At 61.5% G+C, this 13,408-nt stretch carries 11 protein-coding genes; 6 read left to right on the top strand and 5 right to left on the bottom strand.

What is annotated here, in order from left to right; all coding sequences use genetic code 11:
- Both AC2YI2_RS08580 and AC2YI2_RS08575 read left to right on the top strand, forming a co-directional pair.
- A complete protein-coding gene (locus AC2YI2_RS08580) occupies window positions 1-828 on the top strand; it encodes an SDR family NAD(P)-dependent oxidoreductase (protein ID WP_487386043.1) in 828 nt (275 codons plus the stop codon).
- Between the two features lie 73 nt (window positions 829-901).
- Window positions 902-1,270, top strand: a complete 369-nt coding sequence (locus AC2YI2_RS08575; RefSeq protein WP_487386042.1) for a response regulator — start codon at window positions 902-904, stop codon at window positions 1,268-1,270.
- Here the strand turns inward: AC2YI2_RS08575 and AC2YI2_RS08570 are convergent.
- Window positions 1,267-1,497: a hypothetical protein gene (locus AC2YI2_RS08570; RefSeq protein ID WP_487386041.1), complete on the bottom strand. Its 231-nt coding sequence runs from the start codon at window positions 1,495-1,497 to the stop codon at window positions 1,267-1,269. The genes AC2YI2_RS08575 and AC2YI2_RS08570 overlap by 4 nt on opposite strands.
- A gap of 456 nt (window positions 1,498-1,953) precedes the next feature.
- Between AC2YI2_RS08570 and AC2YI2_RS08565 the strand changes: the two genes are divergently transcribed.
- Both AC2YI2_RS08565 and AC2YI2_RS08560 read left to right on the top strand, forming a co-directional pair.
- Window positions 1,954-2,880, top strand: a complete 927-nt coding sequence (locus tag AC2YI2_RS08565; RefSeq protein WP_487386040.1) for a DMT family transporter — start codon at window positions 1,954-1,956, stop codon at window positions 2,878-2,880.
- Window positions 2,881-3,055: 175 nt separating this feature from the next.
- On the top strand, window positions 3,056-4,060 hold the full coding sequence (locus AC2YI2_RS08560; protein ID WP_487386039.1) for a serine hydrolase domain-containing protein: 1,005 nt from the start codon (window positions 3,056-3,058) through the stop codon (window positions 4,058-4,060).
- Here AC2YI2_RS08560 and AC2YI2_RS08555 read toward each other — a convergent pair whose 3' ends face one another.
- Window positions 4,061-6,154, bottom strand: a complete 2,094-nt coding sequence (locus AC2YI2_RS08555) for a putative bifunctional diguanylate cyclase/phosphodiesterase (protein ID WP_487386038.1) — start codon at window positions 6,152-6,154, stop codon at window positions 4,061-4,063.
- Window positions 6,155-6,361: 207 nt separating this feature from the next.
- On the opposite strand from AC2YI2_RS08555, the gene AC2YI2_RS08550 reads away from it, so the two are divergent.
- Window positions 6,362-6,889: a cupin domain-containing protein gene (locus AC2YI2_RS08550; RefSeq protein ID WP_487386037.1), complete on the top strand. Its 528-nt coding sequence runs from the start codon at window positions 6,362-6,364 to the stop codon at window positions 6,887-6,889.
- Here the strand turns inward: AC2YI2_RS08550 and ggt are convergent.
- A complete protein-coding gene (gene ggt / locus AC2YI2_RS08545; RefSeq protein ID WP_487386036.1) occupies window positions 6,883-8,469 on the bottom strand; it encodes a gamma-glutamyltransferase in 1,587 nt (528 codons plus the stop codon). The genes AC2YI2_RS08550 and ggt overlap by 7 nt on opposite strands.
- Window positions 8,470-8,716: 247 nt before the next feature.
- Between ggt and AC2YI2_RS08540 the strand changes: the two genes are divergently transcribed.
- A complete protein-coding gene (locus tag AC2YI2_RS08540) occupies window positions 8,717-9,613 on the top strand; it encodes a L,D-transpeptidase (protein WP_487386035.1) in 897 nt (298 codons plus the stop codon).
- On the opposite strand, the gene AC2YI2_RS08535 is transcribed toward AC2YI2_RS08540, so the two are convergent.
- On the bottom strand, window positions 9,607-11,340 hold the full coding sequence (locus AC2YI2_RS08535; protein WP_487386034.1) for a hydantoinase B/oxoprolinase family protein: 1,734 nt from the start codon (window positions 11,338-11,340) through the stop codon (window positions 9,607-9,609). The genes AC2YI2_RS08540 and AC2YI2_RS08535 overlap by 7 nt on opposite strands.
- A complete protein-coding gene (locus tag AC2YI2_RS08530) occupies window positions 11,337-13,400 on the bottom strand; it encodes a hydantoinase/oxoprolinase family protein (protein WP_487386033.1) in 2,064 nt (687 codons plus the stop codon). The genes AC2YI2_RS08535 and AC2YI2_RS08530 overlap by 4 nt, the downstream gene beginning before the upstream one ends.
- Window positions 13,401-13,408: the final 8 nt, after the last annotated feature.

Raw genomic sequence — 13,408 nt, 5'->3', positions numbered from 1 at the left:
ATGCGCTTCCGCGACAAGGTCGTTCTGGTCACCGGCGGCAATTCCGGCATCGGCCGCGGCATCGTTCATCACTTTGCGCGCGAAGGGGCGCGTGTTGCGCTGGCCGGCCGGAATGCCGAGAAAGGTGCGACCGTCGAGGCCGAGGTAGCGGCGATGGGCGGGCGGGCCAGCTTCTTCCCATGCGAACTGTCGGACGAAGGTTCGGTGAAGGGCCTCATCGCCGATATCGCCGGCTGGGGCGGCCTGCATATCCTCGTCAACAATGCCGGCGTCGGCGCACGTCGTTCAGGGATCGAAGCATCCGACGGGCCTGGCACGCGCTGGGACAAGATGCGCGGCTCCAATCTCGACGCCGCCTATTTCGTCTCCGCCCACGCCATGCCGCTGATCCGCGACAGTGGGGGCGGCGCCATGGTCAACATCTCATCGACGGCGACGCTGCACGGCAATTGGGGCAGCTACTGCATCGCCAAGGCCGGCGTCGAGGCGTTGACGCGGGCGCTTGCCGTCGAAGGCGCTCCTGCCGGCATTCGCGTCAATTGCGTGAGCCCCGGTTGGATCGCCACAGACCTCGACGCCAGTGAAAATCCGGCCGGAACGGAAAGCGGCGAATGGGAGCTGCCTCCAGGCGTATTGGACAGGATGGGCACGCCGGCCGAGATCGCCTCGGTCGTAGCGTTTCTCGCCAGTGATGAAGCCTCTTTCGTGACCGGTCAGACGCTGATCGTCGATGGCGGGCTGTCGATCCTCGACTATACGTCACTACGGCTCTTGGAGAAGAGCGGCGACCGGCTGACGACCGGCATGCTCCCGCTCAAGCGGAATTGATCCGGACGCGCTTGAAATCTCGGCGGAACAAAACCACCTCCACTCTGATTATAGAGTTCTAAGGAGAACAATAATGCAAGCACCGCAGATCACGCCCCAACCAAAGATCCTGGTGATTCAAAACGAGTTCGTCGCGGAGATGCGACTTGCGCTGGAATATACCGGTCGAAAGGGTCGCGAGCCCCAAGCGGTCCGGCATCAGATCGAGGCAATCCTCAAAGCACAGGGTATCGGTGCTGCAATTCTGGATACGGGACTTGAGACCGAAGCCGCGGCGACCATCGCGGACGCGTTGCTCGATCTGGAAATTCCGTTCGTGTTTGCGGGCACCGAAGACGGCACGGAAGTGCCGGAGCACGTCATGGTGCACACCATGGCACAGCACCTGGCAAACCTGACCGTCTTGGGTCAATCCATCCTAGGCCGTCCAACCTACCATTAATGAACGGCGAAGCGCTCACGGGCGGCTGCCCTGCTGAGCGTCTTCAGTTCGAACGGATCGGTCAGACCGTTCTGATAGGCATCCAGCAAATAGGTCGCAAACTGCTCGCGCCGCTTTTCCGAGTGGGTGAACCAATCCTCGGATGTTACGGAATCAAAGACTTGTTTGACGACATCGAACTGTTCCGGACGAAAGACACCCGGGTTCGCTTCTCTCGGGAAATCCATGGCTAACCTCCAGGTTCCAGTGGTCCCCAACGCGCCGCGGAGTTTGCGCTGATAAAGTGGCAATAGCAAGACTTGCGTGCAAATCCCGGGATTCATTGTTAATTTACCATAGGCTTAATAGTCCGCGTCATTCTGGAACAGAACCGACAACGCCACGTTTCCAGTGCAAATGAGCCACAGGAAACCCGTAATGCGCGAACAACAACAACCACCATTCAGTGTCATTTTTGACCCGATCTCGAAGTCGGCGCTTATCCAAGTCGGCGATTGCGTAACCTTCCTCTCAGGTCCCTTCGCCAACTATCGCGAAGCACTTCGAGCCGCCGATCGGTGCATGGCCAAGCGCTAAACGCGTGAATTTCTGTCACGGCATGCTGGTTCGCGGCAGTCGTGTCGCGGCAAGGCTGGCAGAGGTCATTCGATTGTGTATCTATCCTCCCGTTACGGGAGAAGAACGTGCAGAATCGCGCCGCCTTGGGAGTTGCCTATCTTTGTCTCGGCATTCTCATTTTTTCAGTGCAGGATGCGATCATCAAAGCCGTCTCGGGTGACTATCCTCTCACCCAGGTCGTTTCCACCCGCTGCATGGTCGCCGCACCCATCCTGTTGGTCATGGTGCATTTCGACTCTGGAATCCGCTCCATCTTCTCGAAGGATTTCTGGCCCCTGGCCGCGCGTGCCTTCCTGATGCTGATCGCCTATACCACCTATTACATGGCCTTCCCCGCACTGCCGCTCGCGGACGCCGTTGCACTGTTTTTCACTGTGCCGCTGTTCGCGATGGCCCTGGCGGTACCGTTCCTCGGCGAGAGCATCGGCTGGCGCCGGATCACTGCGGTAGTGGTAGGCTTTGTCGGCGTCATCGTCATGTTGCGGCCCGGCGCGGGCCTGTTCGAACCCGCGGCACTGTTGTCGCTGTTCTCAGCCCTTACCTATGCGCTCTCGATGCTGATGGCGCGAAAGCTGGGCACGGAGACGACGGCATCGGTCATGGCCTTCTACCAGAACGGTGTCTATCTTGTTGGCGCCCTGCTGATCGCCGCTGCCTGTGGCGTACTCGGCATCCACGAGGCGAGCCACCCCTCGATCAATTTCCTCGTCCGGCCCTGGGTCTGGCCTTCGCTGAGGGATTTTCTGCTGATCGCCTCCTGCGGCGTCATCGCCGCCATCGCCATGACATTGCTCACCAACGCCTATCGCATCGCCAAGGCCAGCGTCGTCACCTCCTTCGAATATACCGGCATGCTCTGGGCGCCGCTCTGGGGCTTCCTGTTCTTCAACGAAATCCCGCATCTCACCACGCTCGCCGGCGCCGGCCTGATCATCGCCGCCGGCCTCTTGGCGCTCTCATCGCCGAGCGCGCGGGAGAACAAACCGGGCTAACGATGCAACGTATTTCCAATTAGGGACAATATTGATGAGCACCCTGCCCGAACCCACTCTGGCCAATTGGCGCCAGCATCCATTCAATGTCAGGGGGTTCGTTGAAGTCGACCGGATCATCGCCAGCCAACCGATCAAAGCAGGGCCGAATCCTCCCCCCTTGAGGACGGGCGCAATGCTCGATCTCGCCGCCGTCCGTGTCGGCGGCCTAAGCGCCGCCCAACTTCTGGCGGCAAGCAATACGGACGGCTTTCTCGTCCTCAAGGACGGTGCGGTGGTTGCCGAAGACTATGGCCCCACCATGAGTGCCACCACGCGCCACATCATCTTCTCTGTCAGCAAATCGGTGACCGGCACGCTTGCCGGCGTTCTGGTCGAGCGCGGCGAGCTCGACCCCGAAGCACCCGTGATGCGCTATATCCCGGAACTCAAGTCATCCGCTTATGGCGATGCGACCATCCGGCATGTGCTCGACATGACGGTGTCGCTGCGCTTTATCGAGGACTATCTCGATCCCAAGGGCGATGTTGCGCGCTATCGGGTGGCGATGGATTGGAACCCGCCTGCAAACTTCCCCTATGAAGGCGGTTTGCATCACTTCCTCGGCACGCTGAAGAAGGACCGCGGTCCGCACGGCGAGCGCTTCGAGTATGCTTCGCCCAACTCCGACCTGCTCGGCTGGATCCTGGAACGTGCCGGCAACGCCTCGATTGCGGAACTGCTGACGCGGCATCTCTGGCTGCCACTCGGCGCGGAAAGTGACGGCTACATCACCGTCGACCGGCTCGGCGCCGCCCGAACGGCAGGCGGCATCTGCGTGACGCTGCACGATCTGGCGCGGTTCGGCGAAATGGTGCGCGAAGGCGGAAAAGCCCAGGACCGACAGGTCGTTCCGAAAGCCTGGATCGAGGACATCCTGACCCAGGGCAGCGAAGAGGCCTGGAACAGGGGCGAGATGACCGGATTGCTCAAGCATGCCCGCTATCGCTCGAAATGGTATGTGCCATCAGATGACCCCGACACGTTGATCGCCATTGGCATTCATGGCCAATGGATCTACATCGACCGCCGAGCCGGTGTCACCATCGTCAAGTTGTCATCGCAGCCATTGCCGGTTGATGACCCGCTCGATGTGAAAATCCTGGCGATGTTCAGGGCGATCGTCGACGCCCTGCAATAACTACGCCCGCAACCGCGCTGGTTCCGGAAACCGATCAGCGATCAGCGCCTCGGCATCTATCCGTGGCATCGGCTTGCCAAAGAGGTAGCCCTGCACTTCCTCAAAGCCCTCGGAGCCGATGCAGGCGGCCCGCTCGCGGGTTTCGATCCCCTCGGCAAGAGCAACCGCTCCAAATCCCGCTGCCATGCCCGCCACCGCGCGGACGATGGCAAGATCGCCGGGATTGGTTTCGACACCGGCGACAAAACTCTTGTCGAGCTTGATCTTGTCGAAGGCGAACGAGCGAAGATAGCTGAGCGACGAATAGCCGGTGCCGAAATCGTCGATGGCGATGCGGACGCCAAGTTCCTTCAGCGTCCGGAGCAGCGGCAGGCTGTGGGCGCTGTCCGATAGGAAGACCGACTCCGTCACCTCGATCTCGAGCCGCCCCGGATTGAGGCCTGACTTGCTGAGGCAATCGACGAGGTGCGGCAACAAGTTGGTGCTGCGGAACTGCGAGACGGAAAGATTGACCGCGACCCTGATGTCGGATGGCCAGGTGGCCGCCGTGCGGCAGGCCTCCAACATCACCCATTCGCCAATCGGAATGATGAGGCCGGTGTCCTCTGCCGTCCCAATGAAATCACCGGGCAGGATCAGCCCGCGCTCCGGATGGCGCCAGCGCAGCAGCGCTTCGAAGCCCGAAAGCTCCTGGCCTGCAAGCCGATAGATCGGCTGGAAATAAAGTTCGAATTCCTGCTTCTCAAGTGCGCGGCGCAGTTCGACGGTGAGCTGATGGCGGCGCTCCGCCTCGACGCGCATATGACTTTCATAGAAGCTGAACATCGCCCGTCCCGCATCCTTTGCGGAGTAGAGGGCGAGGTCGGCATTGCGCATCAGCACATCGACATTGTCGCCATCGTCGGGCGCGAGCGCGATACCGATCGAGCAGCCGACATGTTCGCGCATGCCGTCAAGCTCAAAGGGGTCGGCCATGATGGCCAGCATCCCGTCGGCGATCTGCCGTGCACGGGATGCACCATCGGAGAGATTAATCAGCATTGCAAACTCGTCTCCGCCGAGACGCGCGACGACGTCGCCCTCCTCCGTCAGCACGCGGAGCCGGCTCGCGATCTGGCGAAGCAGCGCATCGCCGGCGGAATGGCCGATGGAGTCGTTGATATGTTTGAAATGGTCGACGTCGATATAGAGTACCGCGAACGGTCCTTCTCTATCCAGTTGCTCGGCGCGACGGCTGACCTCTCCCGAGAAATAGTTACGGTTCCAGAGACCGGTCAACGAGTCCCGCATGGCGAGCCGCGCCAGTTCCGCTTCGACGGCCCGTTCTTCGGAAATATCCTGCGCGACCCCGAGCAGGTATCGCGGCCGGCTGCCATCAGCGGTCGGAAGCATCTTCTTGACGGTTCGACGCGTGGTCACTCGCCCGTTCGCACGGCGCTGCGTCTCTTCGAAACTCTGCGTACCTTCGGCATAAAAGACGTGTCGATCCTGATCACGCAGGATGTCGGCCTTCGCGGTGCCGAAGATGGTCACGTCATTCTTGCCGAAGACGTCATGAGGCCGCGCGCCGATCACCGAGGCGCATTCTTCATTGTAGATCACGTAGCGGCCGTCGTGATCGAGATCCTTGACGAAGACGCCGATCGGCAGGTTGTTGACGATCGTGTCGAGAAAACTCCGTGCCTCGCTGGCTTCCTGATAGGCGGCCGTGAGTTCGGTGCGATCATGGACGATGGCGAGAATGGCGTCGCGACCTTCAAAGCGGATCTCGCGGCCATAGGTCAGCACATGAAAGACTTCGCCATCGGCCTTGAGGTGCGACCAGCGCTCTGCGCGCTCGATATCGGTGCGCGCGTGCACCGCCTGCTGCATGCGATCGCGTTCGTGTTGTGGCCTTATGTCCAGCACGGTCATGCGCTCGTAGTCCGGTCGCGAATATCCATAGAGCGCGAGGGCGGCTTCGTTGACGATCAGAAACTTGAGCGTTCCGGGATCATAGACCCACATCGGCGATGGATGGATATCGAACAGGGAGCGGAAATCGCCGTCGACCGGCGGAGCGTAGTCGGAATCTTGTTTCTTGCCTAATGTCATCGTCGTTAAATCGTCCAGTCATCGAAAACGATGGCGACTCTTACAGAAAAAAGTGAATAAAATCAGAACGTTGATACGACGAAATTTGATGCATGTGCACAAAAATTGAACATGACTGAAATATAGGCGCCCCGCCGGCCGCAGCTTAGTGTAGGTGACTTGCCGCCCACCTTGTCTATAATGCCGGCAAGACATGCGGAGGAAGCCATGGGCGATCATCACCACGACCATGACGAGGATCACCATCATCATAACGACCCGGACTACTGGAAGCACAACGGCATCCGCGTCATCAAGGGCAACCAGCTCGACGACAACACGCCGCAGACGCCGGGCATGTATCGCCAGGCCGCAATCACCACAGCGCGGGTCGGCGCCCAGAAGATCTGGGCCGGCACGGTGACTATCCAGCCCAATGCCAAGACCGGCGTCCACCATCACGGCGAGTTGGAAAGCGTGATCTATGTCGTGAAAGGCAAGGCGCGCATGCGCTGGGGCGAACGGCTGGAATATGTCGCCGAAGCCGATGCCGGCGACTTTATCTTCGTCCCGCCCTTCGTACCCCACCAGGAGATCAATGCCGATCCCGCCTATCCGCTCGAATGCGTGCTGGTGCGATCAGACGATACCGCCGTGGTGGTCAACATCACCGATGTCGATCCGGTCGAGAAGCCTGAAGAGGTCTATTGGGTCGACCCGATCCACACACATCCCGACGATAAGAAGGGTCAGTAGCCTAGCGCGCAGCCATCCTTGCGGTGGTCGGAGGCGCCGGTCAGCGTGCCCTTCTCCCAGTCGATGATCACGGCCTGGCCGCCACCGAAGGGTTCGTCCGATCGCTGGACGTTGTGGCCCTTGGCGCCAAGCGCCTCCATGACGGACTCAGGGACGCCGCGTTCGACCTCGACCACGCCGTTACGCGAGAAAACGCGCGGCGCATCCAATGCCTGCTGCGGATCCATGCCGAAATCCACGAGATTGGTGACGAAATGGACGTGGCCGAACGGCTGATAGGCGCCACCCATCACGCCATAGGGGGTGACGACCTTGCCATCCCTAAGCGCCATGCCGGGCATGATCGTATGCATCGGCCGCTTGTTCGGCGCGATGACATTGGGATGATCGCGCTCGAGCCGGAAGCTGCGGCCCCGGCTCTGCAGCACCACACCGGATTTGGGTCCGGTCACGCCACTGCCGAAGGAGGTATAGGTCGAGTTGATGAAGGAAACGGCGTTGCGGTCCTTGTCCACCACCGAGATGTAGACCGTGTCGCTGTTTGGGAAGGCGACATCGGGCAAGCCGGTCATCGCCCGCTTCGGATCGATCGCAGCGCGCAGGCCTGCCGCATAATCCGGAGACAGCAACTGCTTCACCGGCACGTCGACCTTGTCCTGGTCGGCAATCCAGCGATCACGGTCGCGATAGGCCAGCCGGCCGGCTTCGATTTCGAGATGCAGGCGCTCGGCGCCGTCGGGATCAAGCCCGGCAAGATCGAAACCCGAGAGGATGTTGAGCATCAGCAGCGCAGTGAGGCCCTGATTGTTCGGCGGCATCTGGAACAGGTCATGACCGCGATAGCGCACGCTGATGGGCTCGACATAGTCGCCTTTCGTCGCGGCGAAATCGTCGAGCGTATGGAGCCCTCCCAGTTCGGCGAGGCGGGCGGCCAGATCCTCGGCTATGGGCCCTTCGTAGAAACCCGCCCTGCCGCTGGCGGCGATGCGTATCAGCGACTCGGCAAGCTCGGGTTGGCGATGAATGTCACCGGCTTGGGGTGGCTTGCCGTCCGTGAGAAGCATCCGGGCGCTATGCTCGTCCGCCGTCAGCATCGGAACCATCTCTTCCCAATCCCACGCCACCCGGTCATGCACCACATAGCCTTTCTCGGCATAGTGGATGGCTGGCGCCAGTGCCGCATCGATGCCTTTGCGGCCATGATCCTCCAGCAGCCGGCACCAGGCGTCGATCGCGCCCGGAACAGTCACGGCATGTGGCCCAGTCTCCGGTATCGCGGTGAAACCGCGTTCGAGATACCAATCCAGTGTCGCAGCAGACGGCGACCTGCCCGAGCCATTGAAGGCGATCGGCGCGCCCTGTCCCTTCGGCGAATAGAGTACGAAGCAATCGCCGCCGATGCCCGTCGATTGCGGCTCGACGACAGCCTGGACAGCGGCCGCCGTGACGGCAGCGTCCATGGCATTGCCGCCAGCGCGCAGCATTTCGACGGCGGCGAAGCTGGCGAGCGGATGAGAGGTGGCAACCATGGCATCGGTCGCGCGGACCGGCGAGCGGCCGGGAAGCTGGAAATCACGCATGGCAGGCAAATGCTTTTTTGGCAAATCGGATGGTCAGGACCCTCGCACGGAAAGCCAGCGATGGGAAGCGCGCTGCCATCAATTGGTCATCATGTCGGCCTCCTCTCGGATGATGCAGACTCGGTGCGTGGCAGGATGTCGCAACGGAACTCGCTCCTGCCAACGTGATGGAACAAAAACCCAATCTGCGGCTTGCATGTCTGTGTTATTGTCGTCGCCGACCCATCGGGGACGTATGGAGTACCGAATGGTGAAGTCAGGGGTTGATCGGCGGGCATTTCTTGTCGGCATGGGTAGCGTCACGGCGGCAGGTCTTGCGGGATGCTCCACCAGAACGCGCGAAACAGTCGATACCGAGGCCGCGCAAGTCGTCGCTGCTCGCCGCTCCGAAGGCGCACTTCTCTACGCTGCAAAGGCCGACGAACAATTCCCCCTGCCGGCCATCCCCTATCAGAAGATCGACGCGAGATTCTATCGCCAGATGGTCAGCGATCCGACCGGCGAAGCGCCGGGTACGCTCGTCGTCGATACTGGCGGACATTTCCTCTATTTCACCTATCCCAACGGTCAGGCGATGCGCTATGGCGTCGGCCTAGGCCGTGCCGGCTTTGCCTGGGCCGGCCGCGGCAAGATCCAGTACAAGCGGCAGTGGCCGAAATGGACCCCGCCGGACGAGATGGTGGCTCGCCAACCCGAGCTTGCCAAATACAGCGCCGACAATGGCGGCATGCCGCCCGGCCTCGCCAATCCGCTCGGGGCCCGTGCGCTCTATATTTTCCAAGGCAAGGAAGACACGCTCTACCGCATCCACGGCTCGCCGGAATGGTGGACCATCGGCAAATCGGTGTCGTCAGGTTGCGTACGCATGATCAACCAGGACGTGGTCGATCTCTACAGCCGCGTGCCTGATGGCACAGCCGTTGTCGTCACCGATCTCAGCCGTCCCGGCGTCGAGAGCTTGGATGACGTGCGCGGTCAGGAGATCTATGAGCCCTACCGGCCGAACGAGGTCTATGACATGGATGATCCCGACCTGTCGGCGGACGCGTCGCGCATATCCCCGCGTCGCCGACGCCGCTACCTCGATGATGATCCCAATGTCGAGCCGGCCTATGACGATCCCTATTATGTGCCAGGCTACTGACGCGCGGCTTCCGTCGCCTTGAAATCCGGCTCGAAAGTATCGGTCAACACGACGCCGAACAGGGTTTTCGCCTGTTGCAGTGTGTAGCGTCCTAGCCGCACATCCTCGGCAACGGACAACGGATCACGCTCGCGCGGATCACCATAACCGCCGCCACCGGGCGTGCCGACACGCACACGGTCGCCGGGCTTGAGCGGAATATCCTGTGCCTTGGAGAGATGCTCCGGCACCATCTCCCTGCCACTCTGGTAGACGCGCACGGAATTGGTCGCGCCATCCTTGCCGCCCAGCACGCCCGGCGGACCGAAGCGGCCGTGATCCATCACGAAACTCGCGGTCGCCTCGCCCCGACGGAGCTCGATCTCATAATCGAGCCCGAAACCACCGCGCTGACGGCCGGCGCCGCCGGAACCTTCTCGCAGCGCATAGCGATGATAGAGAACGGGATACTGCTGCTCCATGATTTCCACCGGCGGCGCCTTGGAAATGCCGATGGTCGAGCAGCCATTGGCAATGCCATCGCCGCCGGCATAGCCGCCATAGCCGCCGCCCGAGATCTGGTACATGACGAAGCCGCGATTGCGCTCCGGATCATGGCCGCCGAGCGCGAAGTTGCCGGAACTGCCGGCCGGGGCGGCCGTCACCCGATCCGGCAAGGCCTCGACCAGTGCCAGGAACACAGCCTCGGCGATACGTTGGCTGACTTCAGCAGCACAGCCTGAAACGGGTCGCGGATATTGCGCGTCCAGAAACGTACCTTCCGGCCGCTTCACCCGAAGCGGCTCAAAGGCACCGGCGCTCATCGGCACATCGGGGAAGATATGACGCATGGCGAGATAGACCGATGACAGAGTCGTCGCCAGCACCGAATTCATCGGTCCGGCGCAGGGCATTGACGAGCCTTCGAAATCGAAATCCAGGATGCCGTCCTTGGCCATGATCGAGAGCCGGATCTCCAATGGCTCGTTGACCACGCCGTCGCTATCGACATAGGCGACGGAGCGATAGACGCCATCCGGAATCAGCCGGCAATTGGCGCGCATCTGCTCAGATGCCCGCTTGCTGAGTTCGGCGATAGCCGCTTTGACCGTGTCGTCGCCATAGCGATCGAGAATGCGGGCGAGCCGTTTCTCGCCAACCAGGAGGGCTGCCGCCTGAGCCTTCACGTCCCCGATCCGCTGGTCCGCGATGCGGATATTGGAGCAGATGATCGCGTAAATCTCGGGATCGATCACACCTTGCTTGAACAGCCGCACCGGCGGCAGGCGCAACCCCTCCTGCTCCACTGAAGTCGCCGACGCCGAGAACCCGCCCGGCACGGCACCACCCGTATCCGGCCAGTGACCGGTATTGGAGAGCCAGCAGAAGATCTCGCCATCGCGATAGACCGGCATGGCGAACCGTACATCCATCAGATGCGTGCCGCCGAGATAGGGGTCGTTGACGATGTAGATATCTCCGGGCTTCGGTGCGACCGCCTTGCCATCGCGGATCATCTCGATCAGCACCCGGGTGGAATATTGCATCGTGCCGACAAAGACCGGGAGACCGGAAGCGCCCTGGGCGATCAGCGCGCCGTCGACCGCCGAATAGATACCATCCGATCGGTCATTGGCCTCGGCGATAACAGGCGAAAAAGCGGCGCGCGAAAAGGAGAGATCCATCTCGTCGCAGACCTGCTGCAGACCGGATTGGATGACCGAGAGCGTGATGGGGTCGAGGGTCATGCCGCGTCTCCGATCGCGATGATGATATTGCCGTCATGATCCTGCGTCGCTTGGTCGCCGGGCTCGATGATGATGGTCGTGTCCATCTGCTCAACAATCGCAGGGCCGGCGATGGCGGCGGTGGCAGGCAGGTAATCACGCCAATAGACAGGCGTCTCCATCCATTTGCCGAACCAGACCGAGCGGCTGCCAGTCTGCGCCTCGGCGAGCGTTACCTTGCGCCCGGCGGGATCGATGAGTTTCGACAGGTCGATTTCGGCACGCCGGCCTATGACTGACGTATTGACATTGACAAGGTTGGCGCGGATTTCCTTGAGCTCAACGTGGAAGCGATTGAAGTAGGCTTCCTCGAAACGGGTCTGCAATTCGTCGAGATCAGGGGTCGGCCCTGGCAGCGCTACGCGCAATAGATGCGTCTGGCCGATGAACTGCATGTCGACCGACCAGATCTCCCGGATTGCGCGAATCTCCACCGCCTCCTTGCCGATCAGCCGCCTGCCCTCCTCCGACTGCCTGGCGAAGAGCGCATGCACGGCCGCGATATCGACCAAGGCGAGCGGCTTGTTGACGGTGTTGACGAAATCGTGCCGGAGGTCGGCCACCACGCAGCCGAGCGCATTGGTGATACCGGGGCGCGATGGCGTGAGCACTCTGGGGATGCCGAGCTCGCGAGCGATGGCCGAAGCATGCAGCGGGCCAGCACCGCCGAAGGCGAAGAGTGCAAAATCGCGCGGGTCCTCGCCAAGGCTGACAGAAACCATGCGCACGGCATCCGACATGCGGGCATTGGCGATGCGGATCACGGCGTCGGCTGCGGCAATCGCATCGAGCCCAAGCTTGTCGCCGAGTTCCTTCTGGAAGATGGCGCGGATATCGTCGAGCGACATGCCACCCGGGACAGAATTCAGCCGCGCCGGATTGAGCCGGCCAAGCAGAAGATTGGCATCCGAAATCGTCGGCCGCGTGCCACCACGGCCATAACAGATCGGACCAGGTGAAGCGCCGGCGCTTTCCGGCCCGACTTGCAGAAGTCCCGCCGCAGTGACACGAGCGATCGAGCCGCCGCCCGCGCCTACGGTGCGGACATCGACCATCGGCACATGGATCGGCATCGCATATTCGATCTCGATCTCGTTGGATACCGCGGGTTCCGCGTCTCGGATCAACGCGACATCGGTCGAAGTGCCGCCCATATCATAAGTGATCAGGTTGGGAATGCCAGCGCGTCGTCCGGTGTAGGCCGCGGCCATGACGCCTGACGCCGGGCCGGACATGACCGTCTTTGCCGCCTCGTTGGCCACGAAACGGGCCGAGACCATGCCGCCATTGCCATTCATAACCAGGACGTCATGCTTGTAGCCGCGGCCAGCGAGTTGGTCGGCCAATCGCTCGACATAGCGGCGCAGCAGCGGCTGCACGGATGCGTTGACAGCCGCCGTCACACCGCGTTCGAACTCCCGACTTTCGGAGAGCAGCGCATGGCCCATCGTAATATTGCCATTCGGCCAGATTTCTCTGGCGATCTCGGCAGCGCGCAGTTCATGCGCCGGATTGGCATAGGCATGGAGGAAATGAATGACCAGCGCCTCGCAATCCTTGGCGATCAGTTCTTCAAGCGCGGCGCACAACGCTGCCTCGTCGAGAACGGTGAGCACGCGTCCTGACGCATCCATGCGCTCCGGAATTTCCAGTCGCAGGTCGCGCGGAATGATCGGCCGGAACTCGCCCTTCATGCCATAGGGTTGCGGACGGGTGCGGCGGCCGAGTTCCAGAATGTCGCGGAAGCCCATTGTAGTAATCAGGCCGGTGCGACACAGATTGCGCTCCAGCACGGCGTTGGTTGTGGTTGTCGTGCCATGGACAATCAGATCGAGCGCCGCGATATCGGCTTCCGCCGCGTCCAGCGCGTTCAACACGCCGAAAGCCTGATTTTCCAGCGTCGTCGGGGTCTTGGCGAGCCGCACCGTGCCACTAACGGCATCGAACAGGACGAGATCTGTAAAGGTGCCGCCGACATCGATGCCGGCAACCTGGCTTTGCCGCGTTACGGGTTCGCTCACGTCTTATC

Source organism: Rhizobium sp. SRI_017 (assembly GCF_057586295.1).
This window is presented reverse-complemented; position numbering and strand designations above follow the sequence as displayed.